The following is a 23,319-nucleotide window of genomic DNA, read 5'->3' as shown; positions in this document are numbered from 1 at the left end:
GCACGCCGAACCGCCCGAGCGCGGCCGTGCTCGTCGCGCTCGGGCGGTTCGGTGGTGCGGTCCAGGTCAGGAAGTGGGCGAAAGGAGCTGATTGAAGAACGCGCGGTAGCTGCGCAGCGCGTGCCGCAGTGATTCGGTGTCCGGGTCGTCGGACCACCGGTCCGCGATGATCTCCTTGCGTTCGGCGTAGGTACTGGTGAGTTCGTGGATCAGCTCGGCGACGAGGTCGTCGGCGCGGGACACGGCGTCACGGGGATCATCGACGAAGGTGCCCTGGAGGTCGCGCCACCGTCCCCGCAACTGCTCCAGGGACTGCTCGTCGAACAGCGGGACCACGGCGTCGTCGTCGGGAGCCGGGCTCTGCTGTCGCACGACCGGCTCGGATTCGGCGCTCTCCTCGACGGTGTCGACACCCGGTTCGGGCTCGTCGGTGGCGATCAGGTCACGTTCGGTGTCGGCGGTGTGCGCGGCATCCGCGTCGGCTGTCGCGCGGTCGGGGAGATCCGCCTCGGATTTCGCCGCGTTCTCCTCGTGCGTCCCGACGCCGCTGCCGGTGCCGTATTCGTCATCGGCCGACAGACGTCCGGTTTCCCCGTCGTCCGCGCTCGACCCGCTCCCGGCGACGAAGACCTGCCCGTCGTCATCGACCGAGGACGGCGTCCGTCCGGTCTCGGTATCCCTGGTCTCGGCGTCGATGACCTCGGCGTCGATCACCTCGTGCTCGCCGGGATCGAAACTGTCGGCGGCACCGGAATGCCCGTGCGTGTTGTCGGTGTTGTCGATATCGGCCGGGTCCTCGGTGAGCGAACCGGTGCGGTTGCGGTCGTATTCGGTGCTCATGACACTGTGTCCTTCTTGTGCGTGGTGTGGCTGCCGTTCGTCAGATCGAGGAACAGGGCGCGGTAGTGCACGAGGGCGGTGCGAAGGTCCTCGGTGCTCGCCTTGCCGTCGGCATGTTCGATCGCGATGGCGTGGGCGGCGCGGTAGTGGTCCAGAGTCGCCGCGTGTTCCACGGAAAGGTCGGCGACCTGCTGGTCGAAACCTTCGGTCGGGTACCCGCGTTCGGCCATCACATTCGTGACCAGCTTGTCGGCCGCGCCGACGGCGTCGGCGGGCTCGTCGACGAACCGTTCCTGCACGCTCGCCCATTCGGCGGTGAACTCTTCCTTGCGTTCGGGCGTCAGGTCACGCAGTTCGAGTTCGTCGTGCCTGCGTTCCCGTTGCGCCAGTTCGCGTTCGGCGGCGCGGCGATCCTCGGTCTCTTCCACCGCGCGCTCGTATTCCGGGCCGAATTTGTCGCGCAGACGCTTCCTGCGTAGATATGGGGGCGCCAGCACGGCCGCACCGACCAGCACGACCACGACGACGATGACAACTACCAGGATTCCGGAAGACACGGGGTTCTCCTTCTACGAGCCTCTTGTCCCGGTAGTGCCTCGAAATTCGCTCTTCAAACCTACGACCGCGCATTTCGCCCGGCCGTGATCGAAGACGGCTCGGCTAGATCTCCTCGAGTGGCCGCGGCCACCAGTTCTGCTCGAGCGCCTCGATGGACTGGTTGAAACGTGTGATGAGCGAACTCAATTGGGCCACGTCGGGCTCCGCCCAGTCGGCGACGACATTGCCGATGCCCTCGTAGCTGCGGGCGCGATCGTCGTTCAGCGCTCGCAATCCCTTGTCACTGGCGCGGATCTTGCGTGCGATACCGCCGTCCGGATCCGATTCGCGTTCCACCAGATCCTGTTTGAGCATGGCTGCGATCTGTCGGTTGATGGTCGAGATATCCAGCTGGAGCGCGTCGGACAACTCGCGAAGGCTCAGCGGGGCGTCGAGTTCGAGCCGGGTCAGGATGACGTAGGCGGAACGGTCGAGCTGGAATCCGGGACGGCGCAACATGGAAGCGGGGTAGTGCCGGGAGAGCAGCGTCAGTTCGAAGACGAGTCGCCGCAGCGCCGTGCTGTCGACGCGGGCCTGGTCTGACATTGCACCACTATGTCGGTCCGATGTCGGCAAAAGCAAATGGTGCACCATACATATGGTGTGTATTGTACACATTCATGTCCATCACCGCCGACGCGTCCGCGACCGTCCCCAGCGCCGACGATCAGCGGCGGCCGTCACCCGCAGTACTGATCGCGACGCTCGGCACGGTCGGCATTGTCGTCTCGCTCATGCAGACGCTGGTCATCCCGATCATCCCGTCGCTGCCGTCGCTGCTGAACGCCTCCGCCGCCGACGCCTCCTGGGTCATCACCGCGGCGCTGCTCGCGGGTGGGGTGTTCACCCCGATCAGCGGCAGGCTCGGCGATATGTTCGGCAAACGCCGGGTGCTGCTGGCGAACCTGCTCATGATGATCGCGGGTTCGGTGATCTGCGGGGCCTTCTCGTCGCTGGTGCCGGAGATCATCGGCCGGGCGTTGCAGGGCGCGGCGATCGGCGCGATTCCGCTCGGGATCAGCATCATGCGCGACGAACTGCCCGCCGAGCGGGTGGGGTCGGCGATGGCGATCATGAGTGCGACGCTCGGCGTCGGCGGCGCGGTCGGCCTGCCCGCCGCCGCGTTCATCGGGCAGAACGCGGACTGGCACGTGCTGTTCTGGACCGCGGCCGGGCTCGGTGTCCTGTGCGCGATCCTGGTCTTCGTCCTGGTACCGGAATCGCCGGTGCGCACGCCGTCGCGTTTCGATTTCGGCGGTGCCGTCGGGCTGTCGATCGCGCTGCTGTGCCTGCTCATCGCGATCACCAAGGGCGCGGACTGGGGTTGGGCCAGCCCCTCGATCCTGGGGCTTTTCGCGATCTCGCTCCTGGTCTTCCTCGGCTGGGGCTATTTCGAACTTCGTCAGCGCGCCCCACTGGTCGACCTGCGGGTGTCGGCCCGGCCCCGGGTACTTTTCACCAACCTCGCCTCCATCGGGGTCGGCTTCTCGCTCTATGCCATGTCGCTGAGTCTCCCGCAGCTGCTGATGGCCCCCGAAGGCACCGGCTATGGATTCGGGCTGACGATGGTCAACGCCGGTCTGGTCCTCGCGCCAGCGGGTCTGGTGATGATGCTGCTCTCGCCGGTGTCGGCGCGATTGACCGCGGTGCGCGGGCCCAAGGTGACCCTGATGCTCGGGGCCTCGGTGATGGCGGCCGGACACCTGTCCGCGGTGGTCATGATGAACGGCGTCTGGCAGATCATGCTCGCGTCGGTGATCGTCTCCGGCGGTGTCGGACTCGCCTACGCGGCGATGCCCGCGCTGATCATGGGCGCGGTGCCGATTACCGAGACCGCGGCGGCCAACGGCCTGAACTCGCTCATGCGCTCGATCGGCACCTCCACCTCCGCCGCGGTGATGAGTGTGGTGCTCGCCCATATGACCTTCGCCTACGCGGGCCACTCCCTGCCCTCGCGCGAGGGATTCCACACCACCTTCTTCATCGCCATGTCCGCCGCGATCCTGGCCGTCGTGCTGACGGCCCGCATTCCGATGGGCCGCAAGATCGAGAAGGCCGCGATCTGATCCGACGGCGTCACCCGGGGACGTCGGCCACCGCTTCGGTGTAGCGCCGCGCCAGGGTGCGCAGGTGCTCGACGAGTTCGGGCGGTCCGTCCACGCGGAAGTCCATCATCAGCATGCTCAGGTAGATGGCGATGGTTTCCAGCGCGTCCGCGCCGGTGAGCAGTGCGCAACTGCGGTCGTCCACCGGTTCCACCACCCCGACGGCCGGATTGATCCGCGCGATCACCGTCTCCGCCGGGGCCAGGACCGTCACCCGCGCGTGCACCTTCCAGCCGGTGCTGGCGATATCGCGGATCACGAACGCCATCGGATCTTCCCCCCGGCAGCGCGCGTGCGGCGAAGCGGCGTTCCCCCGGCGTCGCCCGCGAGATCCTGGCGACGGGAATCGCGCGCCAGCTGTGGGTTCGCAGCGAATAGGCGACCAGGTACCAGCGGCGCTGCCAGTTGATCAACCGATACGGCTCGATCTCGGCGGCGTCGGAACCGGTCCCGGTGTCCTCGATGTCGACCAGCACCGTCGCGCCGTCCCTGACGGCGCTCGCGAGGGTGGTGAGCAGCGCGGCGGGCACCGGTGCGTCGGGTTCGCGCGAACCCGTCGTCGCGGGGCCGATATCCGTCGCGGTGCCGAGTGCGGTGACCTTGCGCTGGAGTCGTTTCGGCAGGATCTGCTCCAGTTTGGCCAGGGCGCGGCCCGCGTGATCGGTGATATCGGCCAGTCCGGTCGAGCCGTCCTCCGCGAGTCCGATGGCGACCGCGACCGCGACCGCGACGGCCTCGTCGTCGTCGAGTAGCAGCGGCGGCATCGTCGTGCCGCGACCGAGGCGGTATCCGCCGACGGCGCCGCGCGTGGCGTGCACCGGGTAGCCGAGTTCGCGCAGTCGCCGGATGTCGTTGCGCAGGGTGCGATCGGTGACGCCGAGCCGTTCGGCGAGTTCGCGCCCGGTGTGCGCGCGGTCCTGCAACAGCCCCAGCAGACGCAGCACTCGCGATGTGGTCCGCGCCACATTCATCCCCGTTCCTATTAGGAAAGAAACAGCCCTAATAGGGTCATACGCTCATGTCAGCACCGAGAACAACCCGACCGAAAGGGCCGACATGAACACCACCGCAGCCTCCCGGAGCACCGCCTCCCTGAACGCCGTCTGGCGCACCGTCCTCGCCGAGTCGTACCGTGCGCTCGAAGACGCGGTCGGCGGCGTCGGCGACGATCAATGGCAATTGCCGACTCCCTGCTCGGAGTGGACCGTCACCCAGGTGGTCCAGCACGCGGCGGGCGATCAGCTCGCCTACGCGGCGTCCCTCGGTTTCGGTGTCGGACCGGCCTACGACCCGTTCGACCCGTCGGGTGAACTCGCCGACGCTCCGCTGGCACTCGTCCGCGCCGCCATCGAGCCGACCGCTCTGGCCTGGTCGACCGTCACCGACGAGACCCCGACCGTTCCGACTCCGCTGCCGCACGGCGAGCTGCCGACCGCCGTCGCCGCCGTGCTGTGCGCCCTCGACGCCGCCGTTCACGCCTGGGATGTCGCCGTCGCGACCGGCCGGCCCTCCCCGCTGACCGATGAACTCGCCACCCACCTGCTCACCGCCGCGCGCACCGTCGATCCCGGCCCCGGCGGTAGCCCGGACATGGAGATCGTCGAGCCGCTGCGGCAGTGGGGCGCGTATTCGGCGGTGCTCGACGGCGAACCCGGTGACGGCCCGGTCGAGGAGCTGCTGCGCTACCTGGGCCGCGACCCGCGCGGCTGAACCCCGGTCGGTTCGCGACCGGGGATGGGGAACCGTACGGCCCGCTCGTTCGTCCAATTCATGAGGCCGAGGGTCGGCCGTGACGGCGGGGGAGTATGTCGCAAGGACAATCGACGAGGACGCGCGCGGGTCTGTGGATCACCGTGGGGATATTGGCGGTCGCGCTCGCGGCCGGTGCGGCGCTCGGGGTGCGCTGGTGGCAGTCGCACAACCCGAGGGCGGCCGTCGTGGGGGAGAGCCCGGCCGAATTCCCGGTCATCGATCGCGCCGCCCTCGATCCTGCGCAGGCGCGGCTGGTCGCGGTCGTCGAGCGCGAATTCGCCGATCCCGGTGACGGCACGAAATATTCCGAGGGCGTGGACGAACCGTGGTGCGCCGATTTTGTGAGTTGGGTCATGCGGGAGGCGGGCGTGACGCTGGAGAATCCGCATTCGGGATCGTGGCGGATCCCCGGTGTCTACACCCTCCAGGAGTACTACCAGAACGCGGGCCGCTTCACCCCGATCGCCGCCGACTATCGGCCGCGCACCGGTGACGTGCTGTTATACGGCGACGGCAGTCCGTTCACCCAGCACACCAATATCGTTCTCGAGGTCGCGAACGGGCTCGTCACCACCATCGGCGGCAACGAGTTCGGCGAGGTGAGGATCCATCGGTTCGCCCTCGCCGGGGTGGCGGGCGTGGTCGGATTCGGACGACTGTGAGAGTCATTGCCGCTCAGCCGAAATGGTCGGCGCGGGCGGGTTCGGTGAGTCCGCCTCGAGGACTTACCATGGAGTAGTCAGCGCCCGGCAGCGCTGTCACCCGGAGCCCCGCTGTGTTTCCCCCTCATCAACATGGCGGGGCTCCACCTCGTGAGCTGGTCTCTTGTCGGTATTCGGACCGGACGGGCGCAAACCCGACCGCGTCGATGGGAATTCCGGCTCGCGTAGCGTGTCCGATGTCCCGTCCACAGGTAAGGGTTCCGGAACACATGCAGCCGACGACGCAGCAGTCCGACGAAACGAGCGGTGATCCGATCTGGATCGATTACGCCGAATTCGGCGAGCGCTTCGTCACCCACGCGGTGACCGAGGAGCGGATCGTCGCGGCGGTATCGGGAATCGCGGGCCGGGGTATGACGATCGGCCCCTTCTCGATCGGACCCGCCGGTCTCGCCGGATTCGTGGCCGAGGGCAAAGTCGGCGAGCCGGTGCTGTTCCGGCACGACCCGCATGTCGTCTTCGAACTCACCGTCCCGCTCTCGCTCGCGGTGAAAGTGCTGCTCGGCGGACGCAGACTGCGTTTGACGGCCGTGGTCGAAATCGATCTGACCCTGCACGCGCGCACCGCCGATCCGGTGCTCGTCGTCATCGATATCCCGCCGATCAGCGCTCGCGACGTCAGTTTCGTGCTGCGCGCGCAGGCCCTGGACTCGGTGGGGGAATGGTTGCTCGATCCCATCGCGGGCATGGTGCAGCGCGAGGTCGCCAACCGGGTGAACGCCATGCTCGACGAACCGCAGGCCCGGCGCGGCCGGGTGTTCGATATCGAGGCGCTGGTCGGGGGCACCCGCTCCGAACATCGTGAGCGGGCCGAATTCGACTGGATCGATTACGGCAGGTTCGGCACGAACTTCTTCCACCACGTCGTGACCCGCGACCGGGTCTTCGATGTGGTCGAGCGGATGGCGGGGCGCGCGATCGATGTCGGTCCGTTCCGTACGGGGCCGGGCCGGAAGGCCACGGTCACCGTCCGCGGCGCGATCAGGGTGCCCAAGCTGACCGCGCGCCCGGTCGAGGATCCCGAGCACGAGCCGGTCCGTTTCGATCTGATGTTGCCGGTGAGTCTGGATATCACCGTCGACGTGCTCAAGGCCAACCACTACCGCGTCGACGTCGAGGTCCCGCTGGTCCTGACCGCGCGTGCCGCGGACCCGCTACGCCTGGTGATCGATGTGACGCCGCCCGATCCGGACGATATCCGGATGGAGTTCAAGGCGCAGGGCATGCGCGCGGCCACCCTCGGTGCACTCGCGGGCATCAAGAAACAGATCGTCGCCCAGGTCGCGCGGGTCGTGCGGACCGAGTTGGACGACAGCTCCCAGCGAACCATCGATGTGGCCGCGCGGATCGACACCATCGCCTGATCGTGACGCCTGTGGCGAGTGTGATGAGTGTTTCCGATGGGTCTGGCGGTTCCAATGTGAATGTGGTGAAATTAGTACACGTTCGAGGCTCCCGGCGCGCGATCTACCTTGGGGAAGGTGCGCCGGGCACGCTGCTTCCTGCTGCTTCTGAGACCGTCCGATGTCGTCGTTCGGGGGGAGCGCGAAGGAGTCTGCGATGCGTTCGTTGGACCTGTCCCGCCGTGAACTTTTCGCCCTGACCGCCGCCGCGGCCGTGGTCGGCATCACCGCACCCACCGCCACCGCCGCGGGTGAACTCGGCACCCTCATCGATTACGCGGGCGGTGTGCCCGACGCCGAGGCGATCCGCGCCGCGGGCCACGTCGGCGTCATCCGCTACGTCTCCGATCGCCGCCCCGGCGCGGAATGGATGACGGGCAAACCGCTGCGCGCCGCCGAAGTCGACGCGCTGCACGAGGCTGGTCTGACCATCGTCTCCAATTACCAGTACGGCAAGGGCCCGACCGCGGACTGGCGCGGCGGACTCGAAGCGGGCAAACGCCATGCCGCCCGTGGTCTGGAACTGCATCGCGCGGCAGGCGGCCCGGACGATCGGCCCATCTACGCCTCGATCGACGACAATCCGTCCGCGGTCGACTTCGCCACGATGATCGCGCCCTACCTACTCGGCTGGGAATCGGTACTCGGCAAGGAGAACGTCGGTATCTACGCGAATTCGCCGACCATCGACCTGGCCCGTATCGCCGGTCTCGGTTCCTGGTATTGGCAGCACAACTGGGGAACGCCGAAGGGTTTCGTCCACGCGGCCGCGCATCTGCATCAATTCGAGATCGACAAACGCGCGGTGGACGGTATCGGCGTCGACCTCAACGCAGTGCTTCGGCCCGAATACGGTCAGTGGTAGGGGCGGCGCGTTCCGTGCTCACGTCTGGCAGTGCGAGACCGGAGTAATCCGCAGATCGGGTTCGTCGTCGGGAACAACCCGCAGATTCGGGCGTGAATCCGGCGCGTCGTGATCGCCCTGCCACGAGAACAGCGACCACCGAGACAGACCGGAGAAGGCCGACCCCAGGCTGCCGAACGAGCCGGAGGATATCGCCGAACCGAAGGATCCGACCGATCCGATCGACAGAATCGACCCGACACTGCCGATCGACAGGATCGAATACGCGGAACCGATGGACAGGATGGAACCCTCCGAGCGGATGGACAGTATCGATCGGCGAGATCGCCTGCTTCGCATCGAACGGTCGGGACGAACGGTTCCATCGACAGTCGCCATGACTTCGGTCTACCACAGCGCCCGGGCCGGTACACCCCATCGCCCGGATCGGCGTGCGTGTCGTCGGCGTGGCAAAGACGAACCGCCTGCCACCGGATGACGGTGGCAGGCGGTTCGGTTCGAAGAGGGGATCAGACGGTGAAGAATCCCAGCGTCGGGAGGAACGAGCAGGTGCGCGGCTCCGCGTCCTCGGCCTTGGTGGTCAGCGAGCCGCCGACGACCGCGACGATACGACCCGAACCGGTGTTGGCGATCGCCGACAGGGTGGCGGGGCCGTCCGGGTTGATCTTGGCCTCGTCGGTGAGCGCCTGAACACCGCTCTGACGGGTGTCGAGGTTGAGCCACTGCACCGTCATCGGCGGATTCTGCGCGACGGTCGGCGCCTTGGTGCCGAGCGCGGTGAAGACGAATCCGGTCTGTCCGGCCGCGGGTCCGGGCGGCGGCAGCTGCGCCGGGCCGGGGACGGCGAGTGCGGTGCCCACCGAATCGGCGGAGGCGCTGATGCACCCCTTGCCGATGGTCGGGTACAGGAACTGGGCGATGACCGGCCCGTCCTGGGGGACCTCGGGACCGCCGCCGCCGCTGCCGTCCAGGAACGTGATGATCCGTTCCAGGGTCGACTTGATCTGCGGCGGCAGGTTCAGGGTCGCCAGCAGCGCACGCGCCTGGGCGAGGATGGCTGACTGCGGGCCGTCCGCGATATCGGCGGGCCCTGCGATCGAGCCGACGATCGCGGGGGTAAGCGCGGCCAGCGCGTCTACCGGAACACCCTCGGGAACCATGGGGATGTTGTTCGGGACCGCGGCGGGCGCGGGCGCCGCCAAAGCGGTCGGCGCGGCAAGCGAAGCACTCGCCGCCAGGGCGAGAGCGGACAATGCAATCCGCGTTCCTCGGGTGCGAAGCACTGGTCTAGCCGTCCTTACCTTCGGGTACATCTGGAGCGATGCAAAAAGCCATCGTTTCGGGGTCACTCTAGGGACAACGCCACCGAGTTGTACAGCTGCGATGTCCGACAGGTGCGTGGACGAACAGTGTTATCGGAACGTAGCCCCTCACCGGCGTTACTGGTTGGAAAGGTGATGCAAATGTTACTTGCGAGTATTCAACCATCGAGTGGCGGTGCACGGGACGCCGTGAGCGAGACCGAACCGAAATCCGACGACGTCTCGGATTCGTACGTCCGATCGGGTGGATCGGGGCTCCGGTTAATGTAGTCGCAGCCTTCGGCACTTGTCGCCGAACACACCGAACATTTTTCCGACGGGTCGAAGAAGACGGCTCGCACCGACGTCGAAAGCATGCGATGTGAACCGAGAGAGCGCTCGGACGGACAGCCGTCCGGCCGCCGCACCCCTACGGCTGGCCGTGCTCGCGCTCGCTCTGTCGGTGCTGGCTCGGCTGCTGTGGATGCTGCTGTCGGACAACGGGATGAATCTCGTCGATCTGCACGTCTACGTCGGCGGTTCGGCCGATCTGCTGACCGATCGGCTCTACGACTACACCTACGCGGAGAAGACGCCGGACTTCCCGCTGCCCTTCACCTATCCGCCCTTCGCGGCGCTGGTCTTCTTCCCGCTGCACTATCTGCCGTTCACCGCGGTCGCCATCGGTTGGCTGCTCGCGACGGTCGCGGCGCTGTACGGGGTGGTGTGGATCAGCCTCGAACTCGTTCTCGGCCGGGAACGGCCGCGCGCGCCGGGGTGGCGGGTGGCCGCGATCGGCTGGACCGCCGTCGGCCTCTGGCTCGAACCGGTGCGGACCACGATCGACTACGGCCAGGTCAACGTCTTTCTCGTACTCGGGGCCATGGTCGCGGTACGGAGTTCGCGGTGGTGGTTGTCGGGCGGGTTGGTCGGGATCATCGCCGGTATCAAGCTGACACCGGCGATCACCGGGCTGTATTTCGTGGCGCGTCGGCGCTGGACCACGGTGGTGTGGTCGGCGGTGGTGTTCGGCGCGACGGTCGGGGTCAGCTATCTGATCAACAATCACGAGGCGACGCGGTACTTCGGCACGCTGCTCGGCGACGCCGACCGGATCGGGCCGGTCGGCTCGGTGTGGAACCAGTCGATTCGCGGGACGCTGAGTCGCATACTCGGCCACGACGTCGAATCGGGGCCGTGGTGGATCGCCTCCGCGCTCGTGGTGGCCGTACTCGCGTACTTCGCCTGGCGCGCACTCGATTCCGACGACCGGCTCGGCACCCTGGTGATCGTCCAGTTGTTCGGGCTGATGGTGTCGCCGATCTCGTGGTCGCACCACTGGGTGTGGCTGCTGCCGACGGTCCTGTGGCTGGTCTACGGACCGCTGCGGCACGCGCCGGGCGCCCGCGTACTCGCCGGCTACTGGCTGGTGACGATGCTGGTCGGCGTGCCGTGGGTGCTGTCGTTCTTCCAGCCCACGATCTGGGAGATCTCCCGTCCCGGCGTGCTGTCCTGGCTCGGCGCGGTCGACGTCCTCGGGGTGCTGGTCTTCTACGGGTGGGTGATCCGCTCGGGTCGGCTGCTCAGGAGAATCGCGGAGCCAGTCGATCGATCTCGTGAGCCAGCGATACGTCCAGTCTCGTGAGTCCGCCCGCGGAGTGGGTGGACAGCGCGAAGGTGATCTTGCGCCAGCGGATATCGATATCGGGATGATGGTCGGCCGCCTCGGCGACCTCGGCGACGGCGCCCACGAGTTCGATACCGGACAGGAACGAGCCCGCCTCCAGGGTGCGGGTCAGCGTGGATCCGGTACAGGTCCAGTCGGGGAGCGTGGCGACGGCTTCGGCGATCTCGGATTCGGTCAGCAGTTCGGTGCTCATGATCCGGTTCTACCCCGCCTCGCGCGGTTTCATCGCGATCTCACGCGTGGATGCGCGATCGGTGTCCGGATAGTCGTGAATCTCGCGTTCGCCGACGCGGGCGTGTCGGCGCGCGACGACAGGTGTGCCGCGAGTTCGCCGGTCAGGCCGCGCGCGCTTGTTTGAGTGCCTTCTTGAGATCCTTGCCACAGCAGCCCGCGGCCTCGGCCTTCTTCATACGCATAATGACCACAGGGCATTTCACGCAGCGTGTCTTCTTGCGACAGCACTTCTTCTTGGGTTTCAACGAGGAAACCTTGTTTGCTTTGGCCTTGCCCACGATGGTTAGCATACCCTTACTGGAGTGCCGGGGGATCGGGGGTGGTGCCCCGGGCGGTAAGGTGTAAACCTGGCCGCAATGCCCGGTGAGTTTCGATTCTCCACCTGTTTGCAGGGGTCGGCCCGAACCTATACCCAACAGCAGGAGGATTGAGGCGTGTCGTCACGCGATTTTCGCAACGTCGCCATCGTGGCCCACGTCGACCACGGTAAGACGACGTTGGTCGACGCCATGCTTCGTCAGTCGGGCGCGTTCGCCGAACGTGCCGAACTGGTCGACAGGGTGATGGATTCCGGCGATCTGGAGCGCGAGAAGGGCATCACCATTCTCGCCAAGAACACCGCCGTGCACCGGCACAACCCGGACGGATCGGTGACTGTGATCAACGTCATCGACACTCCGGGGCACGCCGACTTCGGTGGCGAGGTCGAACGCGGCCTCTCGATGGTCGACGGCGTGGTGCTGCTGGTCGACGCGTCCGAGGGACCGCTTCCGCAGACCCGATTCGTGCTGCGCAAGGCGCTTGCCGCGTCGTTGCCGGTGATCCTGGTCGTCAACAAGACCGACCGGCCCGACGCCCGGATCGCGGAGGTCGTCGAGGAGAGCCACGATCTACTGCTCGACCTGGCCTCCGATCTGGACGACGCCGCCGCCGAGGCCGCCGAACTGGCCCTCGATCTGCCGGTGCTCTACGCCTCCGGGCGCGAGGGCAAGGCGTCGCGGGAACAGCCGGAGAACGGCAACGCCCCCAGCGCCGAGAACCTCGACGCGCTGTTCGATGTGCTGATGGAGTACATCCCGGCGCCCAAGGGCGATCCGGCCGCTCCGTTGCAGGCGCACGTCACCAACCTCGACGCCTCGGCATTCCTCGGCCGCCTCGCGCTGGTCCGCATCTACAGCGGTGAACTGCGCAAGGGGCAGAACGTCGCGTGGATGCACGCCGACGGCGTCAAACAGGTCAAGATCACCGAACTGCTCCAGACCATCGGTGTGGAGCGTCAGCCGGGCGAACTCGCCGTCGCCGGTGACATCGTCGCCATCGCGGGCATCTCCGACATCATGATCGGCGACACCCTGGCCGACGTCGAGAACCCGGTCGCGCTGCCTCGCATCATGGTCGACGAGCCCGCGATCTCGGTCACCATCGGCACCAACACCTCGCCGCTCGTCGGCCGGGTTCAGGGACACAAGCTGACGGCCCGGATGGTGAAATCGCGTCTGGACGCGGAACTGGTCGGCAACGTCTCGCTGCGCGTGCTCGATATCGGTCGCCCCGACGCCTGGGAGGTGCAGGGCCGCGGTGAGCTGGCGCTGGCCATCCTGGTCGAGCAGATGCGCCGCGAGGGCTTCGAGCTGACCGTCGGCAAGCCGCAGGTGGTCACCAAGCAGGTCGACGGCAAGATCCACGAGCCCTTCGAAGAGCTGACGATCGACAGCCCCGACGAGTACCTCGGCGCGATCACCCAGCTGCTGGCCGCCCGCAAGGGCAAGATGGTCCAGATGAACAACCACGCCGCCGGATGGGTGCGCATGGAGTTCATCGTCCCCTCGCGCGGACTGATCGGTTTCCGTACCGACTTCCTCACCGAGACCAGGGGCACCGGCATCGCCAACGCCGTCTCCCACGGGTACGCCCCGTGGGCCGGTGAGATCCGGGCCAGGCACACCGGTTCTCTGGTCTCCGACCGCGCGGGCAGCGTGACGCCGTTCGCGATGATCCAGCTCTCCGATCGCGGCCAGTTCTTCGTCGAGCCGGGCGCCGACACCTACGAGGGTCAGGTCGTCGGGATCAACCCGCGCGCGGAGGATCTCGACATCAACGTCACCCGCGAGAAGAAGCTGACCAATATGCGCAGCTCCACCGCCGACGTGTTCGAAACCCTCGCCAAGCCGTTGCAGCTCGATCTCGAGAGCGCGATGGAATTCTGCGCGGGTGACGAATGTGTCGAGGTCACCCCGGAGATCGTCCGGGTGCGCAAGGTGATTCTCGGTGCCACCGAGCGTGGCCGGGAACTGTCCAGGCGGAAGGCTCGGGACCGGGCCGCGCTGTAGTGCCGACGTTCGGCGATCAACCCGGGCACGGTCGTGCCCGCGCCGACACGAACGCCGGATCCGGCGGACCGCGAGCCGATGGCGACCGGTCCGCCGGATCGTGTCCGGCCGGGTCTCGGCGCTTCGGGCGGGGTTACGTCGGCCGGTGGTCGGCCGACGGCGAGGCTGGGTAGAGTGCGCTCCGTGAGCTCGGGGGCAAGACGACGCGCGACGACGCGCACCATGCTGGCAGTGGTGTCGATGATGGCGGTCTCGGTCACGGTGCTGGCCGGTTGCACCGCGAATCCGCCGCCGCCGATCGAGAGCACCGACAGCCCGAAGACGACACCGGCCAAACCGGGTAAGCACACCGTGGTGGTGGCGATCGACGACATCGGCATCGGATTCAATCCGCATCTGCGCGCCGACCAGTCGCCCGCCAACGCGGCGGTGGCCTCGATGGTGCTGCCGAGCCCGTTCCGTCCGGTGCCCAATCCCGCGGTGCCCGGCGCCACCGAGTGGGTGCCGGACACCGCGCTCGTCACCTCGGCCGAGGTGACGGCGCAGGAGCCGTTCACCATCACCTACACGCTGCGCAATCAGGCCAACTGGTCCGACGGAGCGCCGATCGCCGCCGAGGATTTCCGGTACCTGTGGCAGCAGATGATCACCCAGCCCGGTGCGGTCGATCCGGCGGGCTACCGGCTGATCGATGACGTGAATTCCTCCGGCGGCGGCAAAACCGTCACGGTGACCATGAATCAGCCGTATCCGGCGTGGCGCGAACTGTTCGTCGACCTGCTGCCCTCGCATCTGCTGAAGGATTCGCCCGGCGGATTCGTCAACGGACTGGAGGAGCCGAGCCAGGTCTCCGGCGGCAATTTCGCGATCAAATCGGTGGATCGCGGACGCGACGAGATCCTGCTCGAACGCAACGACCGGTACTGGGGAACACCCGCCGCGCCGGATCAGATCCTGTTGCGCCGCGGCGGAACTCCCGCGCAACTCGCGGAATCACTGCGCACCGGTGACGCGCAGATGGCGCTCGTGCACGGCGGCGTCGCCACCCAGGCGCAACTGGCGGCGATTCCCTCGGTGCGTACCGCGATCATGCCGCAGTCGCGCGAACTGCAATTCGTCTTGAACGGGCGCAGTGGGGATCTCGGTGATCCCCGGGTCCGGCGCGGTGTGGTGGCGCTACTCGATCCCGCGCTGCTCGCCACCGTCGGCGCGCAGACCGGCGGCTGGGTGGAGCCGGTCAGGGCGCAGATCCTGACACCGTCCGATCCCGGTTATCTCCCGACCGCGCCCCCGCGTGCCACCTCCGACGAGGCGTTCGCCCTGCTCGCCGAGGCGGGTTATGCCCGTGCGCCCGAGCAGCCGACGGCGTCCTCGCCGACCTCGCCCGCGCCGAAGCCCAGGACCGTCGCGAAGAACGGCAAACAACTGGCCATTCGGATCGGCGCGGTGACCAACGACGCGACCGCGCTCGCTGTCGCCAATACCGCCGCCGACCAATTGCGCAGTGCCGGAATAGATGCCAGCGTTCGCAGCCTCGCCGCCGACGCGCTCTACGGTAAGGAAGTGGTCGAGAGCGGTGTCGACGCGCTGGTGGGCTGGGAGGTCGCGGGCAGTGATCCGGCGACCGTGCTGGCCTCGCGCTACGGCTGTCCGCCCGTCGCCGATCCGGCCGTGACCGACAGCGAGACGCGCGCCGCGGTCGAAGCGGCGCGACGCGCGCCGAGCAATCTGTCCGGGGTGTGCGATCCCGCGCTGCAACCGGGGATCGACGGCGCGCTGCGCGGTATCGACGTCGGCAGGACGCTCGCCGACGCCGAACCGAGCCTGTGGAACCTGGCGACGGTACTGCCGATCGTGCAGGACAACGTCGTCGCGGCCTCGGGCCCGTGGGTCGACGGCGCGTCGCTGAGCGGTGCGATCCAGGTCGGCATCTTCGGCGATGCCGCGATGTGGAGACGGATTCCGTGACCGGCGGCCTGCTGCTGGTCCACGCCCATCCCGACGACGAATCCATCACCACCGGCGGCACCATCGCCCACTACCGTCGTCTGGGGGTACCCGTCACCGTGGTGACCTGCACTCTCGGCGAGGAGGGCGAGGTCATCGGGGATCAGTGGGCGCGACTGGTGGCCGATCGGGCCGACCAACTCGGCGGCTACCGGATCCTCGAATTGACCAGGGCCCTGGCCGCGTTGGACTGCGCGCCCCCGCGTTTCCTCGGCGGAGCCGGGCGGTGGCGTGACTCCGGAATGGCCGGAACCCCGTCGGCCGAGAACCCGAGGGCCTTCATCCATTCCGGTGCCGAGGCCGTCGACGCGCTCACCGAGATCGTGCTGGAACTGCGCCCCGACGTGGTGATCGGCTACGACCCGCGCGGCGGTTACGGTCATCCGGATCATGTTCGCGCACACCGGATCACGACCGACGCGGTACACGCGGCGGCCGAACGCGGTTGGGACACACCGAAGTTCTACTGGACGGTCACCGACGGCGAGATGCTCCGCCTGCACACCGAGGTGCTCGCCCGCCGCACGGTCGAAGGACTTCCCGGCGCGCTCCCGAAAGGCTGGCGGCTGCCCGCCGTGGACGAATTGGCCAGTGTGCCCGGCCATTCGGTGACGACGACCATCGAGGTATCCGACGTGCTCGCCGCCAAACGCGCCGCGCTGCGCGCCCACGCGACCCAGGTGACGGTCGCCCCTTCCGGCCGAGAGTTCGCCCTGTCGAACAATGTCGTGCAGCCGGTCCTGCCCGAGGAGCACTACATCCTGGTTCGTGGCGAACGCGGCCCGACCGGATCGGACGGCCGCGAACACGACCTGTTCGCGGGACTCGACTGAAATCCGGACATCCCGGGAGCCGTGGATCCGAGCTGTGACCGGAGTCGGAGTTCTGGGATGGCGGTAGGGCCGGAGCCTGTGGGAAGAGGGCCACGACCCGCGAATGTCCAGCGGAATAGACTCGTCATATGTACAACTGGCATCTCCAGGACGCCATCGTGGCGTTCGTGGACAGCATGAAGCCGAACTGGCCGGCGCAGCACGAGCTGTACATGTCGGTGCTGTACACGTTCGTCGACATGCAGAGCCACCTGCTGTCGCTCCTCGGCTATCCGCCGGTGTCGTGACGGCCACCGTCGACAAGCGGCCCGGAGCGTCCGGCGCCGCTGGAAATCGCCCGGCGGGAATTCCGGCCGTCGCGTTGATGACGGCGCTGGTCCTCAGCGGCCTGTTCACCCTGGTGTTCGAGGTACTCTACCTGCCGGTCTACCTCGGAAGCGGCAGCCTGCCCGCTCCGGAACCGGAGGTCATCGCCGCGCCTGCGGGTCTCGCGAGCGTCCTGACCGAAGGGGCGGTCGCCTTCCCGATCACGGCTCTGTTGGCCGCTGTGCTGAACGTCGCGCTGGTCGCCGCGATGCGCACCCTCACCGACCGGCCGGGGATCACGCTGCTCCCGGTGCTCGCCTGGGCGGTCGGTTTCTTCGCGTGTTCGGTCAGCGGTCCGGGCGGCGACATCATGCTGATCAGCGACTGGCCGACGCTGCTTCTGCTCCTGTGCGGACTCGGCCCGCCGCTGGCCTACGCCTACCTCCGCACCGGTCCGCAGGCATCGCGCCCGAGTTGAACCGCCCGGGTCAGTAGACCCGCACCGCCAAGGTGGCGACCACCGCGTCGGTACGGGCGCGCAGCGCGGCCGCCAGGACCGGTCCTCGGGGATTGTGGAGCGGCCGGTGCCACCAGCGGCGCGGCTCGACCTGGGCGAGCAGGACAGTGACCTCGTGACCGGCGGCGGTCTGTTTACGGACGTATCCCACCAGGGTCGCGACGAGGCTGCGGTGCGGACAGGGCAGCACGGTCAGTGGGATGCCGGGATCCCACTGCTTCCACTGCGCGCTGAGCCGGGTGATCGACTCCTGGTCGATCGCCGCCGCGACGGCGACGATCTCGCCGCGCATCCGCAGCGCGGCCCGGAGTGCGCGCGTGGTCACCTCACTCATCGTGACCACCGGGACGATCACCATCTCCCGCGCGACCGGCGCCTGTCTCGGCCGCGCGGGCAGGATGCCGAGATGTAATTGATCGGCGATCCCCCGGTAGTACCCCTCGGTCCTGGCGAACAGGATGATCAGGGCCGGGATGATGATCAGCAGCAGCCACGCGCCCTCGGTGAACTTCTCCGCCAGCAGCACCACCGCGGCGACGGCGGTGAGGATCGCGCCGAAGCCGTTGAGCGCGGCGCGTGACACCCAGCCCGATCCACGGTCCCGCCACCAGTGCCGCACCAAACCGGTCTGACACAGCGTGAACCCGATGAAGACCCCGACCGCGTACACCGGAAGCAGTCGATGGGTTTCGGCGTCGACCGCGATCAGCACGAGCGCGGCGACGGCCGCGAGCGCGCCGACCCCGTAGCGGAACACGGGACGTTCGGCGCGCAGCGCGAACAGCGAGGGGATCCGCCGATCCTTGGCGAGCAGTGACAGCAGGATCGGCAGCCCGCCGAAACTGGTATTCGCGGCCAGTACGAGTACCGCCGTGACCGCCAGATTGGTCAGATAGAAAAGCCAGCCGGTGCCGAACGCGGCTGCCGACAACTGCGCGAGCACGGTGACGTCCTCACGCGGCACGACCCCGTGCTTACGGATCAGCCACGACAACCCGAGCAGCAGGGTGCCGAGCAGCAGTCCCAGCGCGACCTCGGTGTGCTGGGCGCGGCGCACCCGAGGGGTACGGAACGACGGCACGGCGTTGGCGATGGCCTCGACACCGGTCAGCGCCGAGCAACCCGCGGCGAAAGCTTTGAGCACCAGGATGATTCCGACGGCCGTGATCGGGTCGAACGGACGGTGTGCCGATCCGATCACCGCGACCGAATGCGAACGGGTCAGCCCGACCACGATCACCGCGCCGATCAGCCCGACGAACAGGATCGCCGGGCCCATCAGCACTTTCGCGGATTCGGCCACCCCGATCAGATTGACCACCGTCAGCACCGCCAGGGCGAGCAGCGTGAGCAGCAGCAGATTGTCGGCGAGTTCGGGGAAGGCGCTCGCGAGACTGGCCGCGCCCGCGCTGAGACTGACCGCGACGGTGAGTACGTAGTCGACCACCAGACTCGCCGCCGCCAGTAGCGCCGCACCCCGCCCGAGCTGTCGCTTCGACACCGCGTACGCGCCGCCACCGTCCGGATGGACCGCGATCACCTGCCGATACGACAGCACGAGAACCAACAGCAGCGCGGTGATCGCGCAGGCGATCGGAAAGGTCAGCGAGACAGCGGCCGTCCCCGCCGCGACGAGCACCAGCACGATCGCCTCCGGCCCGTAGGCCACGCTGGACAGCGCGTCCAGCGACAGCGCCGCCAGACCACCGACCGCCGTCAGCCGGTACTTGTCCCCCCGCTGATGTCGACGGACCCGCCGATCGGCGATCGGCAGCTCCTTGGTCCGCGCGTTCGAGGTCTCGACCACGTCGTCCATTCAACGTCGCCGGAACCCGGCAACCGATCAGCCACACCGCAATGCGCTGGATAGCGCGACTGCCTACCGTCCCCGGAGCGCCGGCCCCGGGCCGGGATGGCAGCCTCGCGGGGATGTTTCGCGCGGTAACCGACGAACAGCTAGTGTCTGGTTCGCCACACAGACATTTCAAACAGGGGGAACAGATGCCGCTGTCTCGTCGCCGCTTCCTCGCCGCGCCATTGGTCGGCGCCGCGGTGAGCACGCTGGGCCTGCCGGTCGCGCACGCGGTGGAACCGCGCATGGTGCGGGCGGGCGACGCGGATTACGTGGCGTTGACCACCCGTGGCTACAACCGGCGTTTCACCGCGCGGCCGCAGCAGATATTCGTGCCGGGCAATGCCGAGGAGGTGCGGGTCGCGGTCGAGCGGTCGGTGAAAGAGGGTTCCGCGCTCGCGGTGCGGTCGGGTGGGCACGGGTTCGAAGATTTCGTGGACAACGACCGGACGCGCGCGATCGTCGACCTCCAGCGGTTGAATACGGTGTCGTGGGACGAGACCCATCGCGCGTTCTCGGTGGACGCGGGCGCCGATCTGGGGGCGGTCTACGAGCGGTTGCTCGGCGGCTGGGGTGTGACGCTTCCCGCCGGGATCTGCAAAGGGGTCGGTGCGGGCGGGCATATGAGCGGTGGTGGCTACGGCCCGCTGTCGCGGCGGCTCGGGCTGGTCGCCGATCACCTGTACGGGGTCGAGCTCGTCACGGTCGATTCGAGTGGCGCGGCGTCGGTCGTCGTCGCGACCGAGGACGGTCCGAACGCGGATCTGTGGTGGGCGCATACCGGCGGCGGTGGCGGCAATTTCGGTGTGGCCACGCGTTACCTGCTGCGTTCCTCGGGGTCGGACGGTGTGGATCCGGCCCGCGCGCTGCCGAAACCGCCGGGGACCATGTTGCACACGCGGCTGACGCTGCCGTTCGCGACCGAGGAGTCGTTCGTTCGCCTCGTCGGCAACTACCTGGCGTTCTTCGAGCAGCACAGCGCGCCGGGCGACCCGTTCACCGGTCTGTACGCGCCTCTGCACATCAAACCCGGTATCGCGGGTTCGGATGTACTCGTCCTGCTCGACGGCGACCTGCCCGATGCCGCGAAGATGTTCGACGAGTTCGTCGCCGCGATATCGGCGGGCGTGACCCCCGGGCTGGTCGGTCCGCCGCCGACCACCTCGTCCTACGCCGATACCCTCGCGAACGTCTACTACGCCAAGGGGATGCCCGGGTTCCGGGTCAAGGCGAAGTCCGCGTATCTGCGCAAGTCGTTCTCGTCCGAACAGTTGCGGACTCTCTACCGCTATATGAGCGATATCCGCTTCCTCGGTGAATCCCAGCTGGAATTCATGCCTTTCGGCGGTGTGACCAATGCGGTGGCGGCCGACGCCACCGCGGTCTCGGCGCGGAATTCGTTCATGAAGCTGCTCATCCATGCCGCGTGGCGTATCCCCGGCGACGACGATCGTCAGATCGCCTGGGCCCGTGAAATGTTCCGCGACGTCTACGCGGCGACCGGTGGCGCGCCGGTGCCGAACGAATCCAACGGCGGCAGCTACATCAACTACCCCGATCCCGATATGGCCGACCGGCAGTGGAACACCTCCGGGGTGCCGTGGCACGGCCTGTACTACGGCGGCAATTACGAACGGCTGCGCGGGGTCAAGACGACATGGGATCCCGGCAATGTCTTCCAGCATCGACTCTCGATCGGCCGCCCGGACTGGTGAGTGGTCGCCGGATTCAGCTCGTGCGCCGAGAAGGCTCCGACGGCGGCGGGCGGGTGCCGAGACGCCCCGGGGTGATCGCCTCGATGAGGGCCCACGCCTCGTCCAGCGGGAGGTCGACCACCAGGTACCGCTTCTTTCCCGCCGCGGTGGCCGCGACGACGGTCGCGACTCCCGATCGGCGCTGCCAGAAGGAGCGGCGGACGGTCCAGCCGATGATGCCGGGGCCTTCGAGGCAGTCGCGGTCCCGGTCGAGTGATCCGGCGCGGGTGATCAGCCAGGCGGGAGTCGACGGTGTCGCGGGGAGGACGGCGTGGCCGAGCCCCCGGTAGCGGTCCTCGGCGAGAGCCATCGCGAACGGAGCGGTCACGGCGGGAATCAGCCACAGCCACGGTGATACGTCGAGTCCGATGACGGTGAGCAGCAACAGGATCGCGGCGGCGATGAGAGTCGGGGTCAGTGCCCGGGTATGGCGGCGGCGGCGCGCGACGTTGCCGTGGGACGCGAGAGGAACGCTGCCCTGGGCGCTCGTCCGCGGCGAACCGGGGCAGGCGCGGGTCGGTGGATCGGACGCATCACCCTGTGCGCCAGGCGCTATCGAGTCCCGGGTATCGGGGATCGCGGCGCGGGAGAGGAGAAGTTCGGCCAGGGTGCGTTCCACGGCGGCGCGGGGTGCCTGCGGCAGGATCTTCTGACGCGCGTTCTCTCCGACCATGATCGCCTCGAGTTCGGCGGCGCCCGACAAACGCAGCAGCAGTGGCTCGTTGACGGTCACGCCGCGGAACCGGGCGAGATCCAGCGTGATCTGTCGTTTCGTGAACAGTCCGTGCCGCAGGTGCAGGGTGCGGCCGTTGTCGAGCACTCTGAGCCCGAAATAGGTTGCGAGATAACGCGTGCAGGCGGCCAGGCTGACCAGTGAGACGATGGCGCCCACCCCGCCGAAGACGGCGAGCACGACCAGAGCGGAGGAGCCATCCTCCAACGAGTGCGCCGCGTCCGATCGGAACACGATATCGCCGAGTCCGTACTGGAATGCCGCGCCGACGATCGGGGCGATCACCGCGAATCCGGTCAGCGACAGCGGCGCGTAACGGACCCACCTCGGCTGCCAATGCCCGATCTCTCGTTCGGTGACCGGCTCGACATCCGGCGCGATGCGGTCGGGAGATTCCGAATCGGTCTGTTCGGCAGCGGGTTTCGCGCTCGCGGTCAGATGATCGACCAGGGTCGCGCGCAAGGCGGGCACCAACGCGCGGTCGAGGGAATCGAGCCGGAATTTCTCGCCCGACTCGGCCTGCTGTCCGGTGCCGATCACCACCACCGACAGTCCGAGCAGGCGGTGCAGCGGATCGGATTCGATGTCGACGGAACGGATTCGCGAGCGCGGCACCGACAGTCTGCGGCGCTGGATCAGGCCGGTGCGCAACTCGACGTGGGTCGGGCCGATGCGATAGGTGGTGGTGAACCAGCGGGTGAGGGCGAAACCGATGATCAGGGCGAGCGGGATGAGACTCCAGCCGTGATTACCGCTGCTCGTGCCGAGGATCAGGGTGCCGACCAGCACGGGAATGAATTTCGCCACCTCGTTGACCGGATGGATCAGCAGCATCCGCCTGTCCAGCCGCAACCAATTGCCCGCATCGGGGACGGCGGGTGCGTCGGCGGGGGAGGCGCGGGCGGCCGGGTCGTTGGTCGGTCCGCTCACGTCGCGTCCCCGCGGTGCAGTGCCGCGATCTGCGTCAGCCAGGTCACCGTCTCCTCCGCGACCGGCAGATCGAGCGCCTCGATGCGTACCGCTCCGGCCGAGGACGCGGTGGTCACGGTCACCGTGGCCAGACCGAGCAGACGCTCGAGCGGTCCGCGTTCGGTGTCGACGGTCTGCACGCGCGAGATCGGCGCGACCCGGCTCTCCTGGGTCAGCCAGCCGACCCTGGTGTAGACCGCCTCGTCGGTCACCTCCCAGCGGTGCACCGCGTAGCGCCACCACGGCACCACCGTCGCGTTGACGATCCCGAGGACGATCGCCACCGCCAGCGCCACGCCCTGCCAGCCGCGATGGCCCGAGTCGAAGAATGCCCAGATCAGCACCGCCGCCACGGCGATCAGCCAGAACACCGCCCCCTGGAGGGCCCACAGGAGTTTGGCCTTCGGGCTCGGTCGCAGTGCCGGATCGGCGAGTACGGTGCTCGGTGGCGACATACAGCCATGTTGGCACGAAATTCCCGCCCTCCGTCGACGCGCCGAAGCGCCCATGGA

23 protein-coding genes and 1 pseudogene are annotated in these 23,319 nt (G+C 67.9%); 12 read left to right on the top strand and 12 right to left on the bottom strand.

The features are described 5' to 3' along the window. Positions 1-66: 66 nt before the first annotated feature. The 3 genes from OG225_RS28855 to OG225_RS28845 form a co-directional block, all read right to left on the bottom strand. Positions 67-840 carry a hypothetical protein gene (locus OG225_RS28855; protein WP_405178120.1) on the bottom strand — a complete coding sequence of 258 codons (774 nt, stop codon included), beginning with the start codon at positions 838-840 and terminating at the stop codon, positions 67-69. Then, on the bottom strand, positions 837-1,397 hold the full coding sequence (locus OG225_RS28850) for a hypothetical protein (RefSeq protein WP_405178119.1): 561 nt from the start codon (positions 1,395-1,397) through the stop codon (positions 837-839). Before OG225_RS28850 ends, OG225_RS28855 begins: the two co-directional genes overlap by 4 nt. 103 nt (positions 1,398-1,500) lie before the next feature. Continuing rightward, positions 1,501-1,983 carry a MarR family winged helix-turn-helix transcriptional regulator gene (locus OG225_RS28845; protein ID WP_405178118.1) on the bottom strand — a complete coding sequence of 161 codons (483 nt, stop codon included), beginning with the start codon at positions 1,981-1,983 and terminating at the stop codon, positions 1,501-1,503. A gap of 74 nt (positions 1,984-2,057) precedes the next feature. Between OG225_RS28845 and OG225_RS28840 the strand changes: the two genes are divergently transcribed. Beyond that, complete coding sequence (locus OG225_RS28840; RefSeq protein ID WP_405178117.1) at positions 2,058-3,503, top strand: MFS transporter; 1,446 nt, start codon at positions 2,058-2,060, stop codon at positions 3,501-3,503. Between the two features lie 10 nt (positions 3,504-3,513). Here OG225_RS28840 and OG225_RS28835 read toward each other — a convergent pair whose 3' ends face one another. Together OG225_RS28835 and OG225_RS28830 are read right to left on the bottom strand one after the other, a co-directional pair. Next, a complete protein-coding gene (locus OG225_RS28835; protein ID WP_405183400.1) occupies positions 3,514-3,810 on the bottom strand; it encodes a WYL domain-containing protein in 297 nt (98 codons plus the stop codon). Between the two features lie 88 nt (positions 3,811-3,898). Further along, positions 3,899-4,513, bottom strand: a pseudogene (locus tag OG225_RS28830) (helix-turn-helix transcriptional regulator); the annotation flags it as partial. A gap of 85 nt (positions 4,514-4,598) precedes the next feature. Between OG225_RS28830 and OG225_RS28825 the strand changes: the two are divergent. The 4 genes from OG225_RS28825 to OG225_RS28810 all read left to right on the top strand — a co-directional run bounded on the left by OG225_RS28825 (position 4,599) and on the right by OG225_RS28810 (position 8,284). Further along, complete coding sequence (locus OG225_RS28825; protein ID WP_405178116.1) at positions 4,599-5,252, top strand: TIGR03086 family metal-binding protein; 654 nt, start codon at positions 4,599-4,601, stop codon at positions 5,250-5,252. 95 nt (positions 5,253-5,347) lie between these two features. Then, entirely contained in the window at positions 5,348-5,956 is a 609-nt protein-coding gene (locus OG225_RS28820) for a CHAP domain-containing protein (RefSeq protein ID WP_405178115.1), read from the top strand. 269 nt (positions 5,957-6,225) lie between these two features. After that, positions 6,226-7,380, top strand: coding sequence for a hypothetical protein (locus OG225_RS28815; protein WP_405178114.1), 1,155 nt, complete (start codon positions 6,226-6,228; stop codon positions 7,378-7,380). A 196-nt stretch (positions 7,381-7,576) separates the two neighbouring features. After that, positions 7,577-8,284, top strand: a complete 708-nt coding sequence (locus tag OG225_RS28810) for a DUF1906 domain-containing protein (protein WP_405178113.1) — start codon at positions 7,577-7,579, stop codon at positions 8,282-8,284. An 18-nt stretch (positions 8,285-8,302) separates the two neighbouring features. Here OG225_RS28810 and OG225_RS28805 read toward each other — a convergent pair whose 3' ends face one another. Both OG225_RS28805 and OG225_RS28800 read right to left on the bottom strand, forming a co-directional pair. Beyond that, positions 8,303-8,662, bottom strand: coding sequence for a hypothetical protein (locus tag OG225_RS28805; protein WP_216908886.1), 360 nt, complete (start codon positions 8,660-8,662; stop codon positions 8,303-8,305). Positions 8,663-8,793: 131 nt separating this feature from the next. Beyond that, the gene (locus tag OG225_RS28800) at positions 8,794-9,567 is read right to left on the bottom strand and encodes a hypothetical protein (protein WP_405178112.1); all 774 of its coding nucleotides are present in this window, start codon (positions 9,565-9,567) and stop codon (positions 8,794-8,796) included. A 400-nt stretch (positions 9,568-9,967) separates the two neighbouring features. Between OG225_RS28800 and OG225_RS28795 the strand changes: the two genes are divergently transcribed. Continuing rightward, the gene (locus OG225_RS28795; protein ID WP_405178111.1) at positions 9,968-11,230 is read left to right on the top strand and encodes a mannosyltransferase; all 1,263 of its coding nucleotides are present in this window, start codon (positions 9,968-9,970) and stop codon (positions 11,228-11,230) included. Here the strand turns inward: OG225_RS28795 and OG225_RS28790 are convergent. Together OG225_RS28790 and OG225_RS28785 are read right to left on the bottom strand one after the other, a co-directional pair. Next, a complete protein-coding gene (locus OG225_RS28790) occupies positions 11,169-11,465 on the bottom strand; it encodes a 4a-hydroxytetrahydrobiopterin dehydratase (RefSeq protein WP_405178110.1) in 297 nt (98 codons plus the stop codon). The two genes, OG225_RS28795 and OG225_RS28790, sit on opposite strands and share 62 nt — an antisense overlap. Positions 11,466-11,607: 142 nt before the next feature. After that, complete coding sequence (locus OG225_RS28785; RefSeq protein ID WP_405178109.1) at positions 11,608-11,784, bottom strand: hypothetical protein; 177 nt, start codon at positions 11,782-11,784, stop codon at positions 11,608-11,610. Positions 11,785-11,940: 156 nt separating this feature from the next. Between OG225_RS28785 and typA the strand changes: the two genes are divergently transcribed. From typA to OG225_RS28760, 5 genes are all read left to right on the top strand, one after another. Beyond that, a complete protein-coding gene (gene typA / locus OG225_RS28780; RefSeq protein WP_405178108.1) occupies positions 11,941-13,836 on the top strand; it encodes a translational GTPase TypA in 1,896 nt (631 codons plus the stop codon). 222 nt (positions 13,837-14,058) lie between these two features. Beyond that, the gene (locus tag OG225_RS28775; RefSeq protein WP_405183399.1) at positions 14,059-15,804 is read left to right on the top strand and encodes an ABC transporter family substrate-binding protein; all 1,746 of its coding nucleotides are present in this window, start codon (positions 14,059-14,061) and stop codon (positions 15,802-15,804) included. After that, a complete protein-coding gene (gene mshB, locus OG225_RS28770; protein WP_308165221.1) occupies positions 15,801-16,676 on the top strand; it encodes an N-acetyl-1-D-myo-inositol-2-amino-2-deoxy-alpha-D-glucopyranoside deacetylase in 876 nt (291 codons plus the stop codon). The genes OG225_RS28775 and mshB overlap by 4 nt, the downstream gene beginning before the upstream one ends. A gap of 128 nt (positions 16,677-16,804) precedes the next feature. Continuing rightward, positions 16,805-16,963, top strand: a complete 159-nt coding sequence (locus OG225_RS28765) for a hypothetical protein (RefSeq protein ID WP_198654518.1) — start codon at positions 16,805-16,807, stop codon at positions 16,961-16,963. Further along, positions 16,960-17,460, top strand: coding sequence for a hypothetical protein (locus OG225_RS28760; RefSeq protein WP_405178107.1), 501 nt, complete (start codon positions 16,960-16,962; stop codon positions 17,458-17,460). The genes OG225_RS28765 and OG225_RS28760 overlap by 4 nt, the downstream gene beginning before the upstream one ends. A gap of 10 nt (positions 17,461-17,470) precedes the next feature. On the opposite strand, the gene OG225_RS28755 is transcribed toward OG225_RS28760, so the two are convergent. Beyond that, positions 17,471-19,306, bottom strand: coding sequence for an APC family permease (locus tag OG225_RS28755; protein ID WP_405178106.1), 1,836 nt, complete (start codon positions 19,304-19,306; stop codon positions 17,471-17,473). A gap of 194 nt (positions 19,307-19,500) precedes the next feature. On the opposite strand from OG225_RS28755, the gene OG225_RS28750 reads away from it, so the two are divergent. Then, entirely contained in the window at positions 19,501-21,066 is a 1,566-nt protein-coding gene (locus tag OG225_RS28750; RefSeq protein WP_405178105.1) for an FAD-binding oxidoreductase, read from the top strand. A gap of 13 nt (positions 21,067-21,079) precedes the next feature. Here the strand turns inward: OG225_RS28750 and OG225_RS28745 are convergent, their stop codons facing one another. Next, positions 21,080-22,672, bottom strand: coding sequence for a PH domain-containing protein (locus tag OG225_RS28745; protein WP_405183398.1), 1,593 nt, complete (start codon positions 22,670-22,672; stop codon positions 21,080-21,082). Between the two features lie 92 nt (positions 22,673-22,764). Then, positions 22,765-23,262: a PH domain-containing protein gene (locus OG225_RS28740; RefSeq protein WP_405178104.1), complete on the bottom strand. Its 498-nt coding sequence runs from the start codon at positions 23,260-23,262 to the stop codon at positions 22,765-22,767. Positions 23,263-23,319 lie beyond the last annotated feature (57 nt).

Source organism: Nocardia sp. NBC_01377, assembly GCF_045040005.1.
Lineage (GTDB): Bacteria > Actinomycetota > Actinomycetes > Mycobacteriales > Mycobacteriaceae > Nocardia > Nocardia noduli.
The sequence above is the reverse complement of the archived record's forward strand: the minus strand, read 5'-3'. Positions and strand labels throughout refer to the sequence as shown.